This is a genomic window from Paenibacillus sp. DCT19 (assembly GCF_003268635.1).
Taxonomy (GTDB): Bacteria; Bacillota; Bacilli; order Paenibacillales; family Paenibacillaceae; genus Paenibacillus.
Window position 1 is genome coordinate 44296 of record NZ_CP029639.1, and the last position, 23245, is coordinate 67540.

General features: G+C 46.9%; 19 protein-coding genes and 1 pseudogene. 19 read left to right on the forward strand and 1 reads right to left on the reverse strand.

The window, feature by feature from the left end; genetic code table 11:
• Positions 1–68 precede the first annotated feature (68 nt).
• A complete protein-coding gene (locus DMB88_RS00205; protein WP_056697408.1) occupies positions 69–269 on the reverse strand; it encodes a hypothetical protein in 201 nt (66 codons plus the stop codon).
• A 179-nt stretch (positions 270–448) separates the two neighbouring features.
• Here DMB88_RS00205 and pth point away from each other — a divergent pair, with 179 nt between their 5' ends.
• The 19 genes and pseudogenes from pth (at position 449) to ftsH (ending at position 22936) form a co-directional block, all read left to right on the forward strand.
• The gene (pth, locus tag DMB88_RS00210) at positions 449–1009 is read left to right on the forward strand and encodes an aminoacyl-tRNA hydrolase (protein WP_128099761.1); all 561 of its coding nucleotides are present in this window, start codon (positions 449–451) and stop codon (positions 1007–1009) included.
• Between the two features lie 101 nt (positions 1010–1110).
• Positions 1111–1341, forward strand: coding sequence for an anti-sigma-F factor Fin (locus DMB88_RS00215; RefSeq protein WP_128099762.1), 231 nt, complete (start codon positions 1111–1113; stop codon positions 1339–1341).
• A gap of 278 nt (positions 1342–1619) precedes the next feature.
• Entirely contained in the window at positions 1620–5147 is a 3528-nt protein-coding gene (mfd, locus tag DMB88_RS00220) for a transcription-repair coupling factor (protein ID WP_128099763.1), read from the forward strand.
• Positions 5131–6285 carry a peptidylprolyl isomerase gene (locus tag DMB88_RS00225; protein ID WP_128099764.1) on the forward strand — a complete coding sequence of 385 codons (1155 nt, stop codon included), beginning with the start codon at positions 5131–5133 and terminating at the stop codon, positions 6283–6285. Before mfd ends, DMB88_RS00225 begins: the two co-directional genes overlap by 17 nt.
• 281 nt (positions 6286–6566) lie before the next feature.
• Positions 6567–7109 (forward strand): stage V sporulation protein T, encoded by a 543-nt coding sequence (gene spoVT, locus DMB88_RS00230; protein WP_128099765.1) that lies wholly within the window; start codon positions 6567–6569, stop codon positions 7107–7109.
• 220 nt (positions 7110–7329) lie between these two features.
• Positions 7330–9105, forward strand: a complete 1776-nt coding sequence (locus tag DMB88_RS00235; RefSeq protein ID WP_128099766.1) for a putative polysaccharide biosynthesis protein — start codon at positions 7330–7332, stop codon at positions 9103–9105.
• A gap of 343 nt (positions 9106–9448) precedes the next feature.
• Positions 9449–10940: pseudogene (gene mazG, locus DMB88_RS00240) on the forward strand (nucleoside triphosphate pyrophosphohydrolase).
• A gap of 304 nt (positions 10941–11244) precedes the next feature.
• The gene (locus DMB88_RS00245) at positions 11245–11517 is read left to right on the forward strand and encodes an HU family DNA-binding protein (protein WP_056697421.1); all 273 of its coding nucleotides are present in this window, start codon (positions 11245–11247) and stop codon (positions 11515–11517) included.
• Complete coding sequence (locus DMB88_RS00250; RefSeq protein ID WP_056697423.1) at positions 11517–11795, forward strand: RNA-binding S4 domain-containing protein; 279 nt, start codon at positions 11517–11519, stop codon at positions 11793–11795. Before DMB88_RS00245 ends, DMB88_RS00250 begins: the two co-directional genes overlap by 1 nt.
• Before the next feature lie 176 nt (positions 11796–11971).
• Positions 11972–12256: a sporulation protein YabP gene (gene yabP, locus DMB88_RS00255; protein WP_056697424.1), complete on the forward strand. Its 285-nt coding sequence runs from the start codon at positions 11972–11974 to the stop codon at positions 12254–12256.
• A complete protein-coding gene (gene yabQ / locus DMB88_RS00260) occupies positions 12253–12822 on the forward strand; it encodes a spore cortex biosynthesis protein YabQ (RefSeq protein ID WP_128099767.1) in 570 nt (189 codons plus the stop codon). Before yabP ends, yabQ begins: the two co-directional genes overlap by 4 nt.
• A gap of 12 nt (positions 12823–12834) precedes the next feature.
• The gene (locus tag DMB88_RS00265) at positions 12835–13170 is read left to right on the forward strand and encodes an FtsB family cell division protein (RefSeq protein WP_128099768.1); all 336 of its coding nucleotides are present in this window, start codon (positions 12835–12837) and stop codon (positions 13168–13170) included.
• Between the two features lie 199 nt (positions 13171–13369).
• Positions 13370–13894, forward strand: a complete 525-nt coding sequence (locus DMB88_RS00270) for a S1 domain-containing RNA-binding protein (RefSeq protein WP_056697430.1) — start codon at positions 13370–13372, stop codon at positions 13892–13894.
• Between the two features lie 546 nt (positions 13895–14440).
• Positions 14441–16948, forward strand: coding sequence for a stage II sporulation protein E (gene spoIIE, locus DMB88_RS00275; protein WP_174715261.1), 2508 nt, complete (start codon positions 14441–14443; stop codon positions 16946–16948).
• Between the two features lie 82 nt (positions 16949–17030).
• Positions 17031–17783: a VWA domain-containing protein gene (locus tag DMB88_RS00280; RefSeq protein ID WP_128099769.1), complete on the forward strand. Its 753-nt coding sequence runs from the start codon at positions 17031–17033 to the stop codon at positions 17781–17783.
• The gene (locus DMB88_RS00285; RefSeq protein ID WP_128099770.1) at positions 17767–18714 is read left to right on the forward strand and encodes a serine/threonine protein kinase; all 948 of its coding nucleotides are present in this window, start codon (positions 17767–17769) and stop codon (positions 18712–18714) included. Before DMB88_RS00280 ends, DMB88_RS00285 begins: the two co-directional genes overlap by 17 nt.
• 43 nt (positions 18715–18757) lie before the next feature.
• Positions 18758–20197, forward strand: a complete 1440-nt coding sequence (gene tilS / locus DMB88_RS00290; protein ID WP_128099771.1) for a tRNA lysidine(34) synthetase TilS — start codon at positions 18758–18760, stop codon at positions 20195–20197.
• A 53-nt stretch (positions 20198–20250) separates the two neighbouring features.
• Positions 20251–20790, forward strand: coding sequence for a hypoxanthine phosphoribosyltransferase (gene hpt, locus DMB88_RS00295; protein ID WP_056697438.1), 540 nt, complete (start codon positions 20251–20253; stop codon positions 20788–20790).
• Between the two features lie 100 nt (positions 20791–20890).
• Positions 20891–22936: an ATP-dependent zinc metalloprotease FtsH gene (gene ftsH, locus DMB88_RS00300; RefSeq protein WP_128099772.1), complete on the forward strand. Its 2046-nt coding sequence runs from the start codon at positions 20891–20893 to the stop codon at positions 22934–22936.
• Positions 22937–23245 lie beyond the last annotated feature (309 nt).

Here is a 23245-nt window from a genome sequence, read left to right on the forward strand (position 1 = left end):
AAGGTTATTCTGTCATCGGAGTGGCAAGTGTGAATATTCTTCGGTTCAATTAATATAGACTCATATATCTAATAGCCGGGGCGGGAAATGAAACGGAATCGGCGCCGATGGAAAAGCGTGTCGGCAATTTCGACAAATTGATTATCGAAGCGTGTAATTAATCCGATCTCAATATGAGTGTCGCGGTCATATACCTGTACAGGTACGTGATATTCAAGATGATAGATAAAATCGCTATGTTGAGTCAGTTGTCCAGTGTCTTCGCGCAAAACCCGCTCACCTTCCTGGGTTAATAAAATATATGATGTATACACGTATATAAGATCAATTAAACATGCAGCATTTGAAATTATATATCGCAAAACGGAACTTCACTTTCTAGATATTATATGAAATATCACAAATGAAGTCTATGCTACAGCTCAAGTGATGCCAAGGAGGAAACGAGATGAAGTGGATTGTTGGCCTCGGAAACCCGGGCTCTAACTACGCCAAAACCCGTCATAATATTGGCTTTATGGCGCTCGATCGACTGGCAGATCGTCATAATATCTCCATTACCCAGAGTAAATGCAAAGCGTTGATTGGAGAGGGCAACATTGGCGGTGTCAAGACGGTATTGATTAAACCAATGACATTCATGAATTTGTCCGGTGAGTCGGTACGAGCCTATATGGATTTTTATAAAGTAAGTCTGGAAGACCTGATCGTGGTGTACGATGACATGGACACGGAAATTGGTAAAGTGAGATTGCGGTATCAAGGTAGTGCTGGTGGACATAACGGAATTAAGTCTATTATTCAGCACACAGGTACTCAGCAGTTTAACCGGGTACGCATGGGAATATCCCGTCCAGAACCTGGACACGCCATTGTAGACTATGTTCTTTCGACATTCATGAAGAAGGAAAAGGAAGCACTCGAACAGACGATTGAACAGACCTGTGATGCACTTGAACATAGCCTGAGTCATACGTTTGAGCAAACGATGGCTAAATTCAACGGATAGTTGTTGATTCTAGCATTATTGGCAAAAATGATCATAAACCGGGTTCGATTCGGCCTTAATGGGCATACTGGACGTATAAACTAGGTTCAGGAGGCATAAACATGTCAGTGAATTATGTATGTAGGCATTGCCGTACCTTTATAGGACAAATCGATTCTACCCGTATAACGGAAGCGCAATTAGGCTTTCATTTCTTGACCCCCGACGAGCGTAGGGATATAATAGCGTATAATTCGGGTGGAGATATCACCGTTCGGATTACATGTGACTATTGCAAAGAAGCACTGGAACTTAATCCTGAGCTGAGTCTGCTCGCTAGTCCTCTTCAATAGAGTGACGTGGTAGCGACAATACGTAATGACAGATGATGGAGGTAGCGGAATACCGCTCCACCTTTATAGCCTTGGCAGCCTGCTGAGGCTTCTTTTCAGTTGAACTGGAATCGTATTTCGGTTGATCAACGTCACGGTATATCAAGCCGATGTGGCAAAACAGCAAATAATCCTTTATGATGAAACAGGGTAAAAAGGGATTTGTATCCAATTTTAAGAATGTTGTATTGCGCTTAGTGCGCTAGATAACCAAGTAAGTTATAAGAGAGGTGCCCCTTTTGTTACAAGCACTTATACAAGCTTTTTCCAAAGATCCTGACTTCGGATCCATTACCGCCGGTATTACATCAGGGATGAAAGAGCAGTTGGTGTCCGGGCTTTCCGGATCAGCACGTCAAATCATGCTGGCTGCCTTACATCAAGAGATGAACCGGCCTTTGCTCGTCGTTACGCACAATATGTTTGCTGCACAAAAAATTGCAGAAGATTTACAGGAAGCGCTTTCACCCGATCGAGTGTTACTCTATCCTGCCAATGAACTTGTCGCCGCTGAAGCTGCTGTTTCCAGTCCGGAAACACTAGGTCAGCGTATTGATGTGTTGGTTCGCTGCGCCCAAGGTTTTCGGGGCGTTGTTGTTATTCCTTTTTCCGGAGTACAGCGATATCTTCCACTTCCAGAAGTCATGGCAAACGCCCAAATCACAGTTAAACAAGGAAGCACGCTAGAGCTGGATACTTTCCTGCTGGAGATGGTGAAGCTGGGATATGAGCGCGTAGAACGTGTAGAATCCCGTGGTGAAATGAGTGTACGTGGTGGAATCATTGACTTCTATCCAGTTACATCACCGATTGCTTACCGGGTGGAGTTATTTGACGATGAGATTGATTCGATTCGAACCTTTGACCCTACGGATCAGCGCTCTATTGAGCGGATAGAAGAAGTCGTTGTATTGCCGTGCAAAGAGTTGATCGCAGATCGTGAACGCATGGAGAAGGCTGCGGATGCGGCCGTTATTTTGCTGGAACAACAGCTTGAGAAGATGACAGATCGGCAGGCGAAGCTGCGTCTTCGTGAGGAGATTCATCGCGAAATTGAGATGCTCCGTCAGCATGTTTACTTCTCCGAGATGTATAAATATATCTCACCACTCTATCCGGAACACAAGACCATTTACGACTACATGCCTGAGGATACGTTACTTGTACTTGATGAGCCTGCAAGACTTGCCGAGACGTCTAAACAGTTGGATCGGGATGAATCCGAATGGAACCTGCATTTGATGCAAAATGGAAAGACACTGCCTGACCTGCATCTATCGGCTGATGGAGATGAGCTGCTGTATGAGCGTCCATTCCAGACGATATTTATGTCCATCTTCTTACGTCAGGTTCCACACACGCAGCCTCAGAACATTCTGAACTTTATTAGCCGGGGGATGCAGGATTTCCATGGTCAGATGAATGTACTTAAGGCAGAGATGGAGCGCTGGCAGAAAGCTGGAGTTCATGTATTGATGCTGGCGAGTGGCGAGGAAAGGCTCGACCGTATGCGCCGTGTATTGTTGGATTATGACATACCAGAACCTGAGATGCTCATTGGTAATTTGCAGACAGGATTCGAGATGCCATCCATTCAACTGGCGGTTGTTACGGAAGGGGAGATGTTCTCCCAGAAGCAGCGGAAAGCACGGAAACCGATTCGAAACGTGGACAATGCGGAGCGAATTAAATCATATAGTGAGCTAAAAGTGGGCGATTATGTCGTTCACCAAAATCACGGTATTGGTAAATACATGGGGATTGGTACCCTTGAGGTAGCCGGGATCCATAAGGACTATATGCATATTTTGTATGCAGGTGGAGACAAACTGTCTGTACCGATCGAGCAGATTGATCTGATTCAGAAATATGTGGGCTCAGAAGAGAAGGAGCCTAAGATTTACAAGCTCGGTGGTAACGAATGGACACGGGTAAAAAACAAAGTTCGTTCATCGGTTCAGGATATTGCAGACGATCTAATCAAACTCTATGCGGAGCGGCAAACGTCCAAGGGATACGGCTTCGAGAAGGACTCTGCAGAACAGCAGGAGTTCGAGGACATGTTCCCGTATGATGAGACGCGTGACCAGATGCGTGCAATTGAAGAAATTAAGAAAGACATGGAACAAAACCGCCCAATGGATCGTTTATTGTGTGGGGATGTCGGATACGGTAAAACCGAGGTTGCGATCCGTGCAGCCTTTAAAGCAGCGATTGAAGGGAAACAGGTGGCTGTGCTCGTGCCTACCACAATCTTGGCACAACAGCACTATGAGACATTCCGTGAACGCTTCTCAGGTTACCCGTTCAATATTAACGTGCTTAGCCGATTTCGTTCTCGCAAAGAACAAAATGAGACAGCCAAGGGCATCAAGCAGGGTACGGTTGACATTGTGATCGGCACACATCGCTTGTTGTCACAGGACCTTGTGTTCAAGGATCTGGGATTGCTCATCGTGGATGAAGAGCAGCGCTTTGGTGTAACGCATAAGGAAAAACTGAAAAAACTTAAAACAAACGTGGATGTGTTGACCCTTACGGCAACGCCGATTCCTCGTACATTACACATGTCTATGCTTGGAGTCCGTGATCTGTCTGTCATCGAGACACCGCCAGAGAACCGCTTCCCTGTGCAGACCTATGTGGTTGAACACAGTCAAGCGCTGGTTAGAGAAGCGATTGAGCGCGAGCTGGCTCGTGGCGGTCAGGTTTATTACCTGTACAATCGTGTTCAAGGCATCCAGGAAATGGCCGCTGAAATTTCTGAGTTGGTTCCAGAAGCCAAGGTTGGCGTGGGACATGGTCAGATGTCTGAAACGGAGCTAGAGAAGACGATTCTCGACTTCTTGGATGGCGAGTATGATGTGCTGGTCAGCACCAGTATCATTGAGACAGGTGTCGATATTCCAAACGTTAATACGTTAATCGTTCATGACGCGGACAAAATGGGGCTCTCTCAGTTGTATCAGTTGCGTGGACGTGTGGGTCGGTCTAACCGGATTGCGTATGCGTATTTTACGTACCAACGGGATAAGGTACTGACTGAAGTGGCAGAGAAACGGATGCAATCCATTAAGGAATTCACCGAGCTGGGCTCTGGATTCAAAATTGCAATGCGTGACTTGTCGATTCGAGGTGCAGGTAACCTGCTTGGAGCAGAGCAGCATGGCTTCATTGCTTCCGTGGGATTCGATCTGTATTCTCAGATGCTTGCTGAGGAAATTAATAAACGGAAAGTGACGATGCTGGGTGAAGAGCCTGTACCTTCCGACCAATGGAATACAACGCTTGATCTTAGTATTGATGCATATTTGCCGTCGGATTATATCTATGACAGCATCCAGAAGATTGAGATTTACAAAAAGGTGGCCGTCATCTCTTCCTTCGACGATGCAATGGAGCTGGAAGATGAGTTAGTGGATCGTTTCGGTGATCTGCCAGAAGCCGTTATTAACCTAATGGCTGTAGCAAGGCTCAAAGTCTACGGCAAAATCTATGGAATAGAATCGATCACACAGCGTGGAGATGACCTTACAGTGAAGTTTTATGAAGGTCGTGAGCATGCATTCGAGCTCTCCAATATTGCACACATTGGAAATCAGTTCGAAAGACGTGTACAATTTGAACAAGGACCCCATATGCTTATTCATGTCAAAGGCAAGGGGCTTGGGGACAAGCAACTCATGGAGCTGGTGGAGAAATTCCTGGAATCCATGAAAAGTGCTTTTAAATCAAAGGGGGAACTAAAAGATGTTACAAAAGTATAAAACAGTGAGGAAAGTACTGTCCGTGGGTATGATTGCAGTGCTGTCCGTATCACTGCTAGCAGCATGCGGTAAGAAGGAAGAAGCACAAACACCGGAACCAACAGACACAAGTGCAGTTGTAGCAACGTATGATGGCGGTACAATTACAGCCAATGAATTCGACATGGAACAGCGTGTAATGAAATTCTTGTACCCAGAGTATGCACAAATGATGGACATGGATGACTTCAAGGATTACTTGGTTCGCCAAGAAATTGCATACAAATATCTGAGTGAAAATGCGAGCGACGAAGCGAAAGCAGAAGGTGCCAAAGTGGCTACTGAGCAATTCGACAAAATGAAAGCTCAAGTTCCAGAAGAACAATGGCCGGAAATGCTGAAGGCGCAGAACCTGACGGATGATAACATCAAGGATTATATGACTCGGATCATGACCGTGATTAAGGATAAAGAGACTGGCGTCACAGAAGACGACATGAAAGCCGAGTTCGATAAAAATAAAGAGCAGTACACGACAGCTTCCGTTCGTCACGTACTGATCAACTTCACAGATCCAAAAACACAAAAAGAGCGCAAAAAAGAAGATGCGCTTAAAATTGCCAAAGAAGTGAAAGCTAAACTGGATGGGGGAGCAGATTTCGCAGAAATCGCGAAGGAGTACTCCGAAGATCCAGGCTCTGCGGACAAAGGCGGTTTGTATGAAAATGCTGCAGTGTCTCAATGGGTAGAAGCATTTAAACAAGCGGCAATCACATTGCCTTTGAATAAAATTAGTGATCCTGTGGAAACCGAGTATGGTTACCATGTCATGAAAGTAGAAGCACGTACAGATGCTTATGACAAAATGACAGCAGAGCAAAAAGATAGCATTAAGAGCTCTATTGCGGCTGCCAAAATTGATACATTCATGACAGGTGGCGAATTGGATAAACTCGTAAAAGAAGTGAACCTGCCAAAAACAGACAAAGCTGAAGAAGGCAGCACTGAAGGTACGGATGGAACAGGTACAGACACACAAACAGGAACCGAAGGTGAATCCAAAACGGATGACACTAAAGGTACAGATACCAAAACAGATGCAGGTACAACAGATAAAGATGCAACAACAAATGAAGGAACAGATTCAAGCAGTAAGTAAGGGATTAAACGTTGCATAAGCTGCCATCTGGACAAGCATGATAAGGAGTAAGGGGGACTTATAGCCTCCCTTGCTCCTTTTTGTATTTAATCTCAGAGCGCATAGGTAGATGGTCACCTTCTTGCAAAAGAACACAACTATATTCAGCAAACCATGTATAAGGAAATGGGAACAGATGAATACTATGGTCAAGATATCACACTAAACGTTCTGGGACTTTCCTCTACCCATTAAGGAACAGTAGTTGAAAAATCTTCTCGAGAAAGTGGGGCAACATGTAAATGAAAGCTACTGGTATTGTCCGTCGTATAGATGACCTCGGTCGTGTGGTCATTCCAAAAGAAATTCGTCGTACGTTACGTATTCGTGAAGGAGATCCGCTTGAGATTTTTGTGGATCGAGATGGAGAAGTTATTCTCAAAAAATATTCACCTATTGGTGAGCTTGGTGATTTTGCTAAGGAATATGCTGAGTCGTTGTATGAAAGCACAAATCATGTCACGTTAATCTCTGACCGGGATACCATCATCACGGTGGCAGGTGGCTCTAAGAAGGAATATTTGGACAAGCAGGTAGGTCAGTTGGTTGAGAACTGCATGGAAAACCGTAAAACCATTATCGAGACCAATAATGGATCTTATGAAATTAGCAAAGATCATGACGAGACGTTATCTTCCTTTGTTATTGCGCCAATCATATCCGGTGGAGATCCAATCGGAACCGTCGTTCTGTTCAATAAGGATGAGTCGGTGAAGATGTCACAGATGGAAGTCAAAATGGCAGAGACTGCTGCTGGTTTCCTCGGTAAACAGATGGAACAATAAGTTCAGACAACTCCTGGTGCCTATAGGCAGACAGGAGTTTTTAATTTTTGAGAATTTATTCCTCAAGCTCACACACAAATACAAGTGCGTGTTCAAAAAGGTCGGACTTTTTGAACAACCTCTACAAACAGTAAAACGGAATTCGTCTACGCAGCCCCAGCCAGTTATAATAACAAGAGATTGTTATTGATCCAGATGTATGGATACGCAGGAGGGACTTATGAAACAGCCATCAACAGGATCAAGGCTGCTGCAGGGCGCATTTGTGCTAGGGCTTGCCGCAATTATCTCCAAAATTATAGGCGCCTTTCAGAAAATTCCGTTACAGAACCTAGGCGGAGACGGCGTCTTCGGTATATATAACACGGTGTATCCGTTCTATATGATGGTGATTACCATTGGGGCTGCTGGGCTACCTGTGGCCATATCTAAATTCGTGGCTGAACAGCATGTACTCGGTAGACCGGAAGAGGGAAGGCGAATCATACGAATATCGTCTATGCTGCTAGGTGGAATCGGATTGGTGTTAGCAGTCTTGATGTATACAGGAGCTCCACTGATCGGAAAGTGGATCGGGAATGGTCATGTTATTCCATCGATTCGTGCAGCAGCACTAGCTCTACTCGTCGTGCCGTTGATGACGGGGCTGCGTGGGTATTTTCAGGGGATGCAGCAGATGGTACCTACAGCCGTTTCACAGGTCGTAGAACAGATCATTCGTGTCACAGTGATGATTGTGCTGCTATTGTGGCTCATGGCACGCGAGGCTTCGCTAGATACGATTGCTGCTGGGGCAATGCTGGGTTCATTTGCGGGTGGTGTAGCTGGGCTACTGGCGATGCTTGTATTTGGATACCGTCATCGGAAGCGGGGTCAAGGAAAGAGTCAGCAAGATAATAGCGGTAGTGAGGATGATATGAAATCTGCGCTAGCTACCATAGATCATTCGGAGCGTACTGCCTCAACAGTGACAATAGAAGGTAACGTATTGAGTCCAGAAGTTGTTGGTGTGAATGCAGAAGGTCGAATGGTTGGAGCCGCTGAGCCCCAGCGTTCCAATCGGGAGTGGATTCGAGTCTTGCTTGTGTATGCAATCCCGGTCTGCCTTGGATCACTGGCTGTGCCTTTGATGAATCTGGTGGACACGTTCACCGTACCGCGGTTGTTACAGAAAGAGGGATTAAACGAGCTACAGTCTATGGTCTCGTTCGGCATATATAACCGTGGATTGCCGCTCGTGCAGATGGTGACGATGCTGGCGATGTCACTGTCGGTGCTCTTTATTCCGGCGATGGCTGAAGCCAAGCTTCGTGGCGGGCCAGAAGCCGTGAGACAGCAAGCGAGCCTCGCGCTGCGCTGGTTCTGGTTGATCGGCTTGGCAGCATCCGCAGGACTCGCGGTGCTGGCGGAGCCGATTAACCGCATGCTGTACGGGGATGCCGCAGGCACCGAAGCACTGCGGTATATGGCGCTGACGGCAGCGGGCAGCACCGTCAGCATCATTGCAGCAGCGCTGCTGCAAGGCCTTGGCAGCGTGCGCGCACCCGCGTTCAGCATGCTGGCCGCCGCAGGCGTCAAGGTGCTGCTGAACGTCTGGCTTGTGCCGACGCTAGGCATCGTCGGCGCGGCCATGGCTGGGGCAGCCGCCTATATGCTGGCGGCTGCCCTGAATGTGGCGCTACTGGCGCGATACAGCGCCCTGCGCCTAGCCCCTAGCGCCGTCCTGGCGAAGCCGGCGCTGGTGATCGCCGCCATGAGCTTGGCGGCGGCAGGTATGGCCTGGGCCACCGAAGCGTTGCTCGGTGGCATGGGGATCGCGGCTGACCGCAGGATCGCCGCGGTAGGCGTCAGCCTGCTTGGCGTAGCCGCAGGCGCAGCCGTGTTTGTGCTGGCGGCCGCGCGCATAGGCTTGCTCACCGCAGCAGAGCTGGTGGCTGTGCCCAAGGTGGGGGCACGCCTAGTCAAAGTTTTACGCAGCCTGCGGGTGCTGCGCTAAACGGCCGCACGGCAGGCCAGCATGATGTGCCAATCTCATTACACCGTCTCTACAGCAGCTACAACGAGCCATTCAACCTTCACCGGTTCGAGTGCGGCTTATTTTTAAAATGAATGCGGTGTATCCATACTCAACAGATTGAGATTTTGAAGAAATACATCAGTAGAATCGCAAATTATAGGATATCGCCTGATTCTGGTATAATACGTTTAATTATAGAGCGCTGCCCTGCGTAAAGTTTTTTATGCATGTCCCATTTCGTACTCTGCAGTTCAGTTATGAAATGGGTTGCTTATCAAGCAATTCGCAAAAGGCAGGTTGGTTCGGATGGAGGACTGGAACGATGAGTGCAGCTTTAACCGTAGTGGGTCTCGGATCAGGAGATGCAGATCAACTAACTGTAGGCATTATCAAAAAATGAAACAAGCGGCCATATTGTATGTCCGCACATTGGATCATCCCGTATTGAATGATCTGAAACAGGAAGGACTGGAGATGACATCGTTTGATGCCATCTACGAGGCGAAGGACTCCTTCCCTGAGGTGTACGACGAGATTGCAAATCGCCTAATTGAAGCGGCTCGTCAAGGCGAGCCTGGAACAGAGATCGTCTATGCTGTACCAGGTCATCCTATGGTGGCAGAGGCGAGTGTGCGCCTGTTGAAAGAACGCTGTCCTCAGATGGGTATTTCGCTTCGAGTGATGGGCGGGGAGAGTTTCCTCGACGAGGCATTTATAAGGCTGGGCTTTGACCCGATTGAGGGGTTTCAGCTTCTCGACGCTAGTAGCTTAAACACGGAGCTAGTGCAGCCGCAACTGCATACGCTCATTGGACAAGTCTATGATGTATTCACTGCGTCAGATGTGAAGCTGTGCTTGATGGACGTGTATCCGGACGATTATCCTGTATTTGTTGGACATGCCCTGGGGTTCAGGGTCAAGAGGTCATTCACAAGATACCGCTCCACGATCTGGATCGCATCGAGGGTTACGGTAACCTTTCACTCATCTATGTGCCGAAAAATACAGATGATGCATTACGTCGGCGCTCATTTGCCCGTTTGCATGAGATTGTCAACATTCTGCGTAGCCCAGGCGGTTGCCCTTGGGATCAGGAGCAGACGCACCAGTCTATCCGCAAAAACCTGATTGAAGAAACCTACGAGGTCATTGAAACCATCGACGAAGATGATCCCGACCATATGAAGGAAGAGCTGGGTGATCTGCTACTTCAGATTCTGCTTCACTCCCAGATGGAGGAAGAGGTAGGTACATTTAATGTGTACGACGTTATTGAAGGATTGAATGATAAGCTCATTTTCCGTCATCCGCATGTGTTTGGTGAGAATCAGGCAGAAGATGCGAATGAAGCTCTGCAAAACTGGGAACAGATGAAGGCAGAGGAGAAAAAGCGCAAGGGGCTGGATCAACAGCATGTTTCCATTTTGGATGGAATACCGCGTGACTTGCCTGCTCTGATGAAGGGGTATAAGTTACAGAAAAAAGCAGCGAAGGTCGGCTTTGATTGGGACGACGTTGATGGTGTATTCGCCAAGATTGAAGAAGAGCTGGCTGAGCTGAAAGAAGCTGTACAGCAGAATCAAACGGCAGAGGAACAGAAGCTGGAGCTAGGCGATTTGTTATTTGCTGCTGCCAACGTGGCGCGATTCATTCATACCGATCCAGAAGAGGCACTTGCAGCGACAAACCGCAAATTCACTCAACGCTTCCAATACATCGAGGCACAATTGCGTGAACAGGGTCGTACCCTTGCAGATAGCAATGTAGACGAGATGGAGCAATACTGGCAGGCTGCTAAGAAAGCAGGGCTATAGCAAACTTTTGTTTTGGATCATATTGGGAAAACGTATTCCAAGATTGCAGCTAGTGTGTTATGATACGAACAAGTGTTTTCTTTGAATAGGTAGACATACATGATTAAACCTTGGCTGTTTTGGGTACTGGACTTAGACTGCTGTTGGACAAGTAACTGCACGAAAGAAAAAAAGTCGTGGACCAAGGCAGGAATTCAGTTACCAAGCCAGAATACATGTGTAGTAACCATACGCGGGTCAAGAGCAACGAAACGTTGCCAAGGCATCGCAGATACTTTTTTTTCAATTTGGGAGGCTTTTAAAAATGAACAAAACAGATCTGATTAACAACATTTCCACCAAAAGCGGTTTGACTAAAAAGGACGTTGAATCCGTATTGAACGGCTTTTTGGGAGAAATTACAGATGCACTTGCTAGCGGAGACAAAGTACAATTGATCGGCTTTGGCACTTTTGAGACCCGCAAACGTTCCGGTCGTACTGGCCGTAACCCACAAACAGGGAATGAGATCGTGATTCCTGAGTCCATCGTTCCTGCATTCAAAGCAGGTAACAAACTTAAAGAAGCCGTAAAATAATGCGTCTTGATAAATTCCTGAAGGTCTCCCGACTGATTAAACGCCGCACAGTAGCCAAAGACGTCTCTGAACAGGGACGTGTTCTAGTGAACGGACGTGAAGCGAAACCTAGCGCCGCTGTCAAAGTGGGCGATGAGCTTACCGTTCAGTTTGGTCAGAAGTTAGTTACGGTGAAGGTGGAACGTCTAGCGGAGAGCACCAAGAAGGATGAGGCAAGCAGCCTCTATACCTTGGTTAAGGAAGAGCCGATTGCCAAGGACAACGGGCTGGACTGGTAACAGTACTGCCTGGCATACCCTTTTACAAATGAATAACCTTTGAATAGAAACGTCTTTCCCGCATCGGGGAAGGCGTTTTTGTATTGTTTCATAGGTAATGCTGTTGTTCACAATCCTATGGTTCTATTCCATACCTTTGCTCCATAAGCTAGGTGTATGAAGGAGGGGTACATGCTATGGTTGAGCACGGGAAGGCGAAACAGCATCATTTGAGCATGCAAAATCGGAAACTGTTAGATCTGACAGGCGTCTCCAATGTGGAGAGCTTCGACAGTGAAGAATTTTTGCTTCAGACTGAACTTGGGCATCTGACCATCCGGGGGCACAATTTACATATCAAAAACCTGAGCCTGGAGGAAGGTCTACTGTCCATTGAGGGCACGGTGAGCTCGCTGCAATATCTTGATCCCGGTTCTCAGAGTAAGAACAGTAAAGGCCTGTTTGGCAAGATGTTCCGATGAGTCCAGACACGCAATGGATCACACTGATGTGGATGCTGCTTTCGGGAGCCGTAATGGGAGTGGCCTATGACAGTTACCGGGTGCTGTCCGGTCAACTTCGGTTTCCAAGATGGAGCATCCACACGCTCGATCTTTTATATTGGGTTGCCTCCGCGCTGTTCGTTTTTCGGATGCTATACGCCGGGAACCACGGACAACTGCGGTTTTATGTCTTTTTGGGGCTGATTTTAGGGGTTTGCTTCTATTTTTGGCTTTTAAGTGTTACAACCCAGCGTTTTGTGGTAATGTTAATTAAACTCGCAAGAACGCTGATTCATTGGTGTGGACATATCCTTAACATCCTGATCGTTATGCCAGCTAAAGGAGTGTACAAGTTAGTACGTGTGCTGTTAGGTTTTTTGCTCGCGATACTGCTTTTCCTCGGCAAGTTGGTATTGCAATGTTTGGTACCATTCGGTAAGTTGTTCCGCTGGATGTTTAGGCCGCTCCTGAAGTATTGGGTAACGCCACGCTTTTTGATCCGTGCGGGTGCAAGTATTGCAGCGATATGGAGACGCTTGTTTTAAGGAGGTCCGATAATGGGTAAAACGCCTGTGGGTAGATCCACGGTTCCAACAGGTCAAGTTAAATCTGCCGGTGCACGAAGACGTCTAATGCTATGGATGACATTTGTGATTGTTTTTGTCATTTGGGCAGGGTACACCTTCCTTGTTCAGGGTGCGCAGATTTCGGACAAGAGCTCACATCTAGCTACACAGCAGGCTTCTAAGGAAGATACGTTGAAAAGGCTGGATCAGTTGAAGTATGAGGTCAGTCGGTTGAAAGACCCTGAATACATAGGACAACTGGCGCGCAAAAAAGGTTACTATTTACCTGAAGAGACACCAATTAAGGTGGAAGAGTCAGGTAACTGATGGAATTAGGCTCATTACGGAGCAAGGATCATAACTCATATATCTGAAGACGTTAAACCGGAAAAAATAGGCTCCCTTATAGGGTAGTGCTCAGTTGACCTTGGTTTGCGGCATAAGGTATAATTAAACCAGCACAGCATTGATTTTGGCATTCAAAAAAATCGGGTTGTATATTTTTAAGGGAGGATCATTTTATTCTATGGCAATTGAAGTGGGCACCAAGTTAGAGGGCAAGGTGACAGGAATCACGCATTTTGGAGCATTTGTGGATCTGTCAGGAGGTGTCACGGGTCTCGTTCACATCTCGGAAATCGCCGACAATTACGTCAAAGATGTCAACGACCACCTGAAGCTGAATGACCAAGTTACAGTAAAGGTTATCAACGTTGACAAGGACGGCAAGATCGGACTTTCCATTAAGCAAGCTGTTGACAAACCGGTTGAGCAACAAACACAATCCAGACCTCCGAGAGCTCCTAGACCGGAACGCAGTGGAGGAGATCGCGAACGATTCAGCGGCGGCGGTCCAAGTGGTGGCCAAGGTCGTGGCGGCGGTGGCGGATTCAACCGTGATCGCGGAGGCCGTTCTTTCAAGCCCGCAGCAGGCAAACCTTCATTTGAGGATAAAATGTCACGCTTCCTGAAAGATAGTGAAGAGCGGATTTCTTCGCTCAAGAAAAACACAGAAGGCAAACGCGGAGGCCGTGGAGCTAAGCGCGTATAGTCTGTCTCAACCTGATATCTCATATAAGAAAAGCCGTTGTCCCTCGGGGCAGCGGCTTTTTTGCGTTCTCTGTTATTCGGAAAGGTAAAGGCTATGTGCACGATACAGCAACATTCTTACACATTTTGAGGTTTCCCGTCGTCCTTGTACGACAGACGGGATTGGTCGTCTTTTTTGTAAACTTATGCTTGGTCTCACCGATTTTCTGCACGCGGTTGAACAAGATATAAGAACATTTGTCGTCTACCATTTTTTACCGACATGTTTCCATGGCATTCCGCAGGTATCCCGGTTAATACGAGCTTATGCTGGACACATGGCCACTCATAATCAGACATATTGGCTTTCGCTTCAGAACGCCCGAAAGGGAGAAATGACAGTAAGGCCGGGGGATTGAATCCACCGCGCCAGTCGTGTTTCTTTTGTCGTAAACTTTTTGAGCCCTACTCACCTATTATGACAAACTACGTCTCTCAATCTATTTATAATCAGAACCATCGAGAACGAAACACGAAAATAACAATTATGCGAATGGGGTGCCTTGGGATGATGGAAAAGTGGAATGTCATTCAATTTCCGGGAATGAAAGCTGGTAAAGGGAGTGCGGAAGCTCGGGAGGAGCTGTCGGTGCGGCTCAAACAGTGGATAAGTTCCCGCAAGGCCGTCCAGGTGGTGGCTACACGCAAATGGGTAATCCTGCTCACTTTTATGGGTTTCCTGCTCGGCAAGGCAATGATCCTGAATGAATTGTCACCGTTCGCTATTGCTTACTTTGCAGTTATTGCGTTCATGCGTAGAGATTACATTATTCCTGTTGGTGCTGCATTGTTAGCGGGAAGTCTTTTTGCTCCATTTCCAGTCCCACTCATCGTTGCTACAGAGATTGCGATCTTCTATCTCTTCTTTAGAGGTTTGGAGTCTTATGACCGTGCTGAATTATCTTATGCGCCAGCGATGGTGTTTACGACTACTTTTATGGTCAAGTTGTTCGCCGTTGTCATTGGGCCATCGTTCAGCTGGTACGCCATGCTGATGCTTACGATGGATTCCGTACTCAGCTTCGTGTTGACACTGGTGTTTATCCAGGCAATACCGATTTTTACTTATCGCAAAAAAAAGTTCAACCTAAAGAACGAGGAGATCCTTTGCCTCATCATCCTACTAGCTTCTGTAATGACAGGAGCGGTTGGATGGACGATTCAGTCTTTATCCGTCGAGCATATGCTCTCCCGATATCTGATTCTAATCTTTGCGCTAGTGGGCGGAGCCCCCCTTGGTGCATCGGTGGGCGTTATCACAGGGCTTATCCTGAGCCTGGCTGATATGACAGCCATATATCAGATGAGCTTGCTCGCATTTGCAGGGATGCTGGCAGGAATGCTACGAGAGGGGAAACGAGCAGGGGTAGCGTTAGGGATGCTGCTTGGATCATCGATTCTGGCAATATACTTGGGCGGACCAGGTGATGTCATGAATTCATTATGGGAGACTTGTGCGGCTATCGTGTTATTTATGTTAACGCCTAAAAGCATGATGACGGCTATATCCAAATATGTGCCGGGTACCCAAGATCATACCAAGTCGCAGCACGAATATGCGAAGAGAATCCGTGATGTAACCGCGGAGCGAGTAACTCGTTTTTCGCAAGTGTTTCGGCAATTGTCACGTAGCTTTGATCAGATGTCTGGCACAGGAGAAGTGGCACAGAATGAAGGCGGAATGGAGCATTTCATGAATGCTGTAGCCGAGGGATCGTGTGCTAACTGCTTCAAACGCGCTCAGTGCTGGGATGCAAAATTTATTCAGACGTACAAATATATGACCGATGTCATGAGCTCCATTGAAGCCAATCCTGAAATGTCTGGCAAGCAGATTCCAGCTGAGTGGAACCGGGTTTGTGCCAAGCCTGAGGAGGTTCTTGAGGTAATGAGAGCCCAATATGGGCTGTATCAGCATAACATGCAGTGGAAGCGTCAGATCGTCGACAGTCGGCAGCTCGTTGCAGAGCAACTATCCGGGGTTTCCCAAGTCATGGAGGATTTAGCGAAGGAAATTCAACGGGAAAGTGAGGAGATGGTTCAGCAGGAGGAGCAGATCCGAGATGCACTTGAATCACTGGGGCTATCTATCCATTCTATTGAAATTATTAATCTGGAAGCAGGTAATGTAGAAATTGAAATTGTACATGCTTATACGCGTGGGTTCGATGAGTGCCGCAAAATGATTGCGCCGTTAATATCAGATGTATTAGACGAGCACATCGCGGTGCTGCATGAAACGATGATGGATGCCCGGCAAGGCTTAGCGACGGTAACCTTCGGGTCGGCTAAGACATTTGAGATCAGCACAGGGGTAGCTGCGGCTGCCAAAGGAGGAGATCTGTTATCAGGGGATAGCTTCAGCACGGTTGAACTGGGCAATGGTACGTTTGCAGTGGCGCTAAGCGATGGCATGGGCAATGGGGAACGTGCACGCATGGAGAGCAGTGCGGCGCTAAATATTCTGGAACAATTACTTCAATCGGGAATGGATGAGAAACTGGCAATTAAGTCAGTAAATTCTGTACTCATGCTTCGGTCACCTGAAGAGATGTATGCCACAGTAGACATGGCTTTGATTGATGAATATACGGCAGAGACCACATTTATGAAAATTGGTTCGACACCAAGCTTTATTAAACGAGGGCAGGAGGTTATTCAGGTATCAGCTAGTAATTTGCCTATTGGCATTATCAAGGATATAGAGGTCGATCTGGTAACCGTACAGCTTCAGCCTGGAGATATTTTGATCATGATGACCGATGGCATCTATGATGCACCTGGCTATGCTGTTAATAAAGAACTATGGATGAAGCGACTTATTCAAGAGATCGATAGTGAGGATCCGCAAGATGTGGCAGACTGCTTGCTTGAAAGTGTTATTCGATATCAGCAACATGAGATTTATGATGACATGACTGTGGTCGTAGGCAAAGTAGAGCATTATCGCCCGGAGTGGGCTACGCTTCGCGTGCCTGGCATTAATCGAATGGAACGACCAAGAACGGTGAGTTAATTCTCTCGACTCTGTTTGAACTCTCTCCAATCTGGCAATGCTATTCATAGAGTTGGAGAGTTATGAAGCGGAGGGATATCGAATGAAGCAAATTTTGTTGATAACCGACGGTTGTTCAAATGTAGGTACAAGCCCTGTACTCGCTGCTTCTGAGGCGAACGAGGAAGGGATTACGGTCAATGTTGTTGGCGTTATAGATTATGGCACAATAGGTGAACTAGGAAGCCGGGAAATAGAAGAGATTGCGAAGGCTGGGGGTGGGATCAGTCAGATTGTGGGGACGAGGCAGCTTGCTCACACCATGCAGATGATGACGAGAAAAACCGTGGTTCAGACGATTCAGCAGGCGGTTAATAGAGAGTTAACACAAATTTTGGGAGATCAAAATCCCAAAACGGTGACTGATCTTGACCCAGAACGGCGTTCTCAGGTTGTGGAAGTGATGGATAATATGGCGGAGACAGCCCCACTGCAGGTCATTCTGTTAATCGATGTAAGTGCGAGCATGAAGCCTAAGCTCGCAGCTGTAGAAGAGGGAATTCGAGATTTGATGTTAAGTCTCCAAGCACGTGCTGGATCAAGCCGACTTTCGGTATTTCATTTTCCTGGACGTCACAGTGGTGAAGAGGCGGTTATGGATATCAACTGGACAAGCGATCCAGGGAGTATCCGGTCGTTGTTCGGACGTTTGCAGATGAGGGGGGCGACGCCTACAGGTCCTGCGATTCAGAAGGTGATTGATTTTTACCGATATGGTACACTGGAGGAACAGCAGGAAATAGAAGGGAAATATCGCATTGAAAGAGAAGGGATGCTCGGTGACAACGTTGTCTGACGCCTCTTTCCCGCCAGGAACAGTAATTACCGGGAAATGGAATCGCAGCCGTTATACGATTCGAAAGTTGCTGGGCAAAGGAGCCAACGGCATCGTCTTTCTTGTCCAGCGAGGTGAAAATGGCAAGCACTATGCACTTAAAATGGGGTTTGATCCCGTAGATTTGCAATCAGAGATCAATGTGCTCAAATCTTTTCAATTACAGCGCAATCATGAGGCCCTTCGGCAGAGCGGCATTCCCTCCTATCTCAAAGATGTGGATGATTATGCCGTTCGTGGCCGTGATATTCCTTTTTACGTGATGCGTTATGTTCGAGGTGAGGCTCTACATCACTTCATTCGACGTCAGGGTACGGAATGGACACTGTTGGTTGGACTCAGGCTTCTGCAAAAACTAGCACAACTGCATCAGGCGGGATGGGTATTTGGTGATCTTAAACCGCAGAATGTACTTGTATCGGATTATGGTCATGTGGAACTGATCGATTATGGTGGAGTTACATCGATTGGCCGTAGTGTCAAGCAGTTTACAGAGTGGTATGACCGAGGATTCTGGAATGCCGGAAGTCGAACTGCTGATAGTACCTATGATGTGTTTGCTTTTGCGATGCTGATGATTCATGTATTGGAGGCTGACGCGCTCAAGGCACTTGCTGCCGAAGGGTTACCACAATTGCGGAGTGTGAACCAACTGGTGAGACTGGTGGAGCGGAGTGAACGACTAAGACCGTTTCGTCATTGGATGATCCAGGCGTTGCGAGGTCAATTTCGGGATGCCGAACATGCGACCAAGGGTTGGAAGGAGCTCATGGCTCGGCCGATTCCTTCGAGACGTCGTTCTCAGCATTCGACGCCAAGATGGCTCAAAAATGCATTTGCTATATCTGTTATATTACTTATTGGAGTTCTGATCTATGCACTTCGGTTCTAGTGTACATGGTGCATATACATAACGTAAGGAATGAGGAAAAGGTATGGAAGCTTTACGCTGGGACAAGCTGGTGAGACATGTTTTGGATGCAGCGGAAGAGCATCAATTATGGGTTCCTGGGGATCGGATTGTCGTCGCTGTGTCGGGCGGACCGGACTCGGTGGCTTTTTTGCATATCATGCACGATATAAGCTCAAACCATGTACCGTTAGAATTGATCTGTGCTCATGTACATCATGGATTTCGAAGTGAATCCGATCAAGAAGCGGAAATGGTGGAGGCACTGGCAGCCCGTTTGGGATTGCCGTTCGAGTGGATACGAGCAGATATTCCTTCTTATATGAAGATGACAGGTCAAGGATCTCAAGAGGCTGCACGTGATCGACGGTATGCATTTTTGCATGAGGTGGCGAGTAAATACGATGCAGCAAGCATCGCACTTGCTCATCATGCCGACGATCAGGCGGAGACGGTCATGCTTCATTTACTGCGTGGCAGCGGCCTATCCGGACTGAGTGGAATGAAGTTTAAACGGCGTGAAAAAAATGTGGAACTTATTCGTCCATGTCTTCGTATAAACAAGACAGACCTTGTAGAAGCTTGTAATACCAGGGGATTTCCGTACTTTACGGATGAGAGCAACGCTCTGCGTAAATATCGGCGTAATGCCATTCGCTTGGATGTCCTTCCTTTTTTGGGGCAGTATAATGGACAGTTAACGCCGTCATTGAATCGACTCGCTGAAATAGTAAGCGATGAAGACGATTTCATGGAACAAGGTGCATATGACGCATACAGGTGTCTAGTGCAGGAGAACGGCGGAAGGCTAACCTTTGAGGTGCCTTCCTTTTTGAAGTTACATGTCGCTTTACAACGAAGGTTGATTAAACTAATATTGAATTATCTGCCTTTGGACAGTGATTTTGTCGACTTTACCCGTATCGAAACCATTCGTCGGAAGGTGATAGAGCCCTCTGTGACGACCTGGAGCCTGGATATCGGACAGACACTTGTCTGTACCCGGGAGTATGATTTGATCTCCTTTGGCATACGGAATGACGTACAGGATCAAACCTACGAGTATCGTCTAACGAATTGGAGTGAAACGCATGAGTTTCCTCTCTCCGAAATCAACCGATTTCTTCGCTTGACGACCGTAATCCCCGAGGACTATCTTGCACCGGAATCAGCGAACCAAGCCGCATTTGATGCGGATCAACTGGTTATGCCGCTGATTGTGCGTTCACGGTTACCTGGAGATACCATGAAAGTCATGGGATTAAACGGAAGCAAAAAGGTGAAAAATATTTTCATCGATGAAAAAATCCCACCCTCTGTCCGTCCACGAATTCCAGTGGTATGTGACGGAGCGGGCAACATTATTTGGTTGCCTGGTGTTCGTCGCTCGAACGTTGCACCGGTTCAAGAGGATACTTCCGCAATTTTATACATGACTGTAGGCGATTCAGCGATTCAGGGGTAGTGGTTATGGTTCAGGTAAGGCTTTCATAGTATAACTTTAGGAGGTTCGCACAGTTGCAGAACGATATTCAAGAAGTATTGATTAGCGAAGAAGAGATTCAGAGTAAGGTTAAGGAACTAGGCGCAACATTAAGTGCCGAGTATGAAGGTCGCAACCCTTTGGTCATTTGTGTGCTCAAAGGTGCGTTTATATTTATGGCTGATTTGGTTAAGAACATAACGGTACCTGTTGAAATGGACTTTATGGCAGTATCGAGTTATGGCGCTTCCACCAAATCGTCAGGGGTTGTCAAAATCATTAAGGATCTGGATGTTTCGGTTGAAGGTCGCGAGGTTCTGATTGTCGAAGATATTATTGATAGTGGACTCACACTCAGTTATCTGATTGATCTACTTGAAAACCGTGGCTCCAAGTCTGTGCGTGTAGTTACGCTGTTTGATAAGCCATCAGGCCGCAAGGTCGAGCTTGAAGCTCATTACACAGGCTTTGACATTCCTGACGCGTTCATCGTTGGATACGGTTTGGATTACGCTGAGCAGTACCGGAATCTCCCTTATATCGGGATTTTGAAGCCGGAAGTCTACACCAGCTAATATCATCCTGGACCCAAGCCTTGAGAGTTTCCTGGCTTCTGTTGAGAAGCCGTGTCGGGCTATGTTAAAATAATTAAAGTGTCTCGAGAGGAGGTAGGGGATGAATCGGTTCATCCGGAATTCTGCTTTTTATTTAATTCTTTTTTTAGTTGTGGTGGGCATAGTCCAATTCGTCAGCAATGGCGGCGAAGCCACCGATAATCCTAGATATGATCAGTTGCGCGCAGCAGTTAAGGCCAACAATGTCTCTGAATTGACGGTTCAATTCGACGGTCAGTCGTTTCTGGTAACCGGTCAATACAAAGAGAAGCCTGCAGAAGCCAAATCAGAAAACTTCTCAACGTATATTCCTCCTACGGATGAAGCGATTAGTGAGCTTGTAGCGGCAAGTGAAACTAATAATTTTCAGTTTAATCAGGAGCCAATGAGACGTGACAGCATCTGGCTGACACTGTTGACCTCTTTTATTCCTTTGATCATTATGTTCCTGTTGTTCTTCTTCCTGTTTAATCAGGCGCAAGGCGGCGGCGGTAAAGTAATGAACTTTGGTAAAAGTCGGGCTCGTCTCTATAACGAAGAGAAAAAACGGGTTACGTTTGAAGACGTTGCTGGTGCTGATGAAGAGAAGCAGGAACTTGTTGAGGTCGTTGACTTCCTCAAAGATCCTCGTAAATTTGCAGCAGTAGGTGCACGTATTCCTAAGGGCGTATTGCTCGTAGGTCCTCCGGGTACTGGTAAAACATTGCTCGCACGTGCCGTAGCCGGTGAAGCGGGTGTACCGTTCTTCAGTATTTCCGGTTCTGACTTCGTCGAAATGTTCGTCGGTGTCGGTGCATCACGTGTACGTGATTTGTTCGAAAATGCGAAGAAAAATGCCCCATGTATCATCTTTATTGATGAGATTGATGCTGTAGGTCGTCAGCGTGGAGCTGGCCTTGGCGGTGGACACGATGAACGTGAACAGACGCTCAACCAGTTGCTCGTTGAAATGGACGGATTCGGCGCTAACGAAGGTATCATCATCGTAGCTGCAACGAACCGTGCAGATATTCTTGACCCTGCCTTGCTGCGTCCAGGACGTTTTGACCGTCAAATTACGGTTGACCGCCCAGATGTTAAAGGCCGTGAAGCTGTCTTGAAAGTACACTCTCGTAACAAACCTCTGACCAAAGATGTGAAGATGGATGTTATCGCGAAGCGTACAACGGGCTTCTCTGGTGCTGATCTAGAGAATCTCTTGAACGAAGCAGCATTGCTTGCAGCACGTCGTAATCGTAGAGATATCTCCATGAAAGAAGTTGACGAGGCGATTGACCGTGTCATTGTTGGTACGGAGAAGAAGAGCCGTGTTATCAGTGACCGTGAGAAGCGGATTGTTGCTTATCACGAAGCAGGTCACACCATCGTTGGTTATTTCTTGGAACATGCCGATATGGTACATAAAGTTACTATCATTCCGCGCGGACGTGCGGGTGGATATGTAATCATGTTGCCAAAAGAAGATCGTATGCTTGTCACCAAGCAAGAGCTGCTCGACAAAGTAACAGGACTCCTTGGAGGCCGTGTTGCAGAAGAATTGTTCATCGGCGAAATTGGTACTGGTGCATACAGCGACTTCCAACAAGCGACAGGTATTGTTCGTAGCATGGTTATGGAATATGGTATGAGTGAAAAATTGGGTCCAATGCAATTCGGAAGTTCACAAGGACAAGTGTTCCTTGGTCGTGATATTGGACATGAACAGAATTACTCGGATTCCATTGCATATGAGATTGATCAGGAAATGCAACGCTTTATTAACGAATGTTACGAGAAATGTAAGGACTTGCTCGTAAAACATACGAGAGAGATGCATCTGATCGCAGAAACATTGCTTGAAGTGGAGACTTTGGAAATGGATCAGATCAAGCAATTGATCGAGACAGGTTCTCTGACTCCGGTAGCTGAGAGCAACAATGATGATGAAGGTACGCCGAGCGAAAGCGGAGAGCCAATCGTTGATAACCTCGGCGATGTGCGTGTCCGTATCCAAGGCAAGGATGAAACACCTGGAACACCATCGGGTGATATTCCTAACGAAACTCCGAATCTGGATAAACCTAACGGCAATGATCCAGATGATGGTGGAACGAAACCAACATCATAATTCAAATTAATGATCTGTCTAATGGCAGATACACAGAGGAGAGCCCAAGGGCTCTCCTTTTTTATGTCATAAGAATCAATTCAGGGATAATGATACGCATGCCGATTATTTTAAATTATATATAACGATAATGATGAGATTGAGGAAGAACCATGCAGAAAATGGGGGGTTATCAGGGAGTTCTGCAGCCTTTTCATTTATTGACAGAGTCGTGAACGTTGTGTACATTAGGTGTTAAACCGCTTGTGATTCGTTTCTCAAGCGAAAAATGATGACGTAGACAGTCATACGAAACAGTGAATAACGCTG

Excerpts from the sequence above, each read along its gene's own strand:
- DMB88_RS00265 (WP_128099768.1), top strand. The coding sequence starts at position 12,835 with ATGGGTAAAACGCCTGTGGGTAGATCCACGGTTCCAACAGGTCAAGTT.
- DMB88_RS00270 (WP_056697430.1), top strand. The coding sequence starts at position 13,370 with ATGGCAATTGAAGTGGGCACCAAGTTAGAGGGCAAGGTGACAGGAATC.
- yabQ (WP_128099767.1), top strand. The coding sequence starts at position 12,253 with ATGAGTCCAGACACGCAATGGATCACACTGATGTGGATGCTGCTTTCG.
- pth (WP_128099761.1), top strand. The coding sequence starts at position 449 with ATGAAGTGGATTGTTGGCCTCGGAAACCCGGGCTCTAACTACGCCAAA.
- DMB88_RS00215 (WP_128099762.1), top strand. The coding sequence starts at position 1,111 with ATGTCAGTGAATTATGTATGTAGGCATTGCCGTACCTTTATAGGACAA.
- ftsH (WP_128099772.1), top strand. The coding sequence starts at position 20,891 with ATGAATCGGTTCATCCGGAATTCTGCTTTTTATTTAATTCTTTTTTTA.
- DMB88_RS00250 (WP_056697423.1), top strand. The coding sequence starts at position 11,517 with ATGCGTCTTGATAAATTCCTGAAGGTCTCCCGACTGATTAAACGCCGC.
- DMB88_RS00225 (WP_128099764.1), top strand. The coding sequence starts at position 5,131 with ATGTTACAAAAGTATAAAACAGTGAGGAAAGTACTGTCCGTGGGTATG.
- yabP (WP_056697424.1), top strand. The coding sequence starts at position 11,972 with ATGGTTGAGCACGGGAAGGCGAAACAGCATCATTTGAGCATGCAAAAT.
- DMB88_RS00280 (WP_128099769.1), top strand. The coding sequence starts at position 17,031 with ATGAAGCAAATTTTGTTGATAACCGACGGTTGTTCAAATGTAGGTACA.
- DMB88_RS00245 (WP_056697421.1), top strand. The coding sequence starts at position 11,245 with ATGAACAAAACAGATCTGATTAACAACATTTCCACCAAAAGCGGTTTG.
- DMB88_RS00235 (WP_128099766.1), top strand. The coding sequence starts at position 7,330 with ATGAAACAGCCATCAACAGGATCAAGGCTGCTGCAGGGCGCATTTGTG.
- tilS (WP_128099771.1), top strand. The coding sequence starts at position 18,758 with ATGGAAGCTTTACGCTGGGACAAGCTGGTGAGACATGTTTTGGATGCA.
- spoIIE (WP_174715261.1), top strand. The coding sequence starts at position 14,441 with ATGATGGAAAAGTGGAATGTCATTCAATTTCCGGGAATGAAAGCTGGT.
- spoVT (WP_128099765.1), top strand. The coding sequence starts at position 6,567 with ATGAAAGCTACTGGTATTGTCCGTCGTATAGATGACCTCGGTCGTGTG.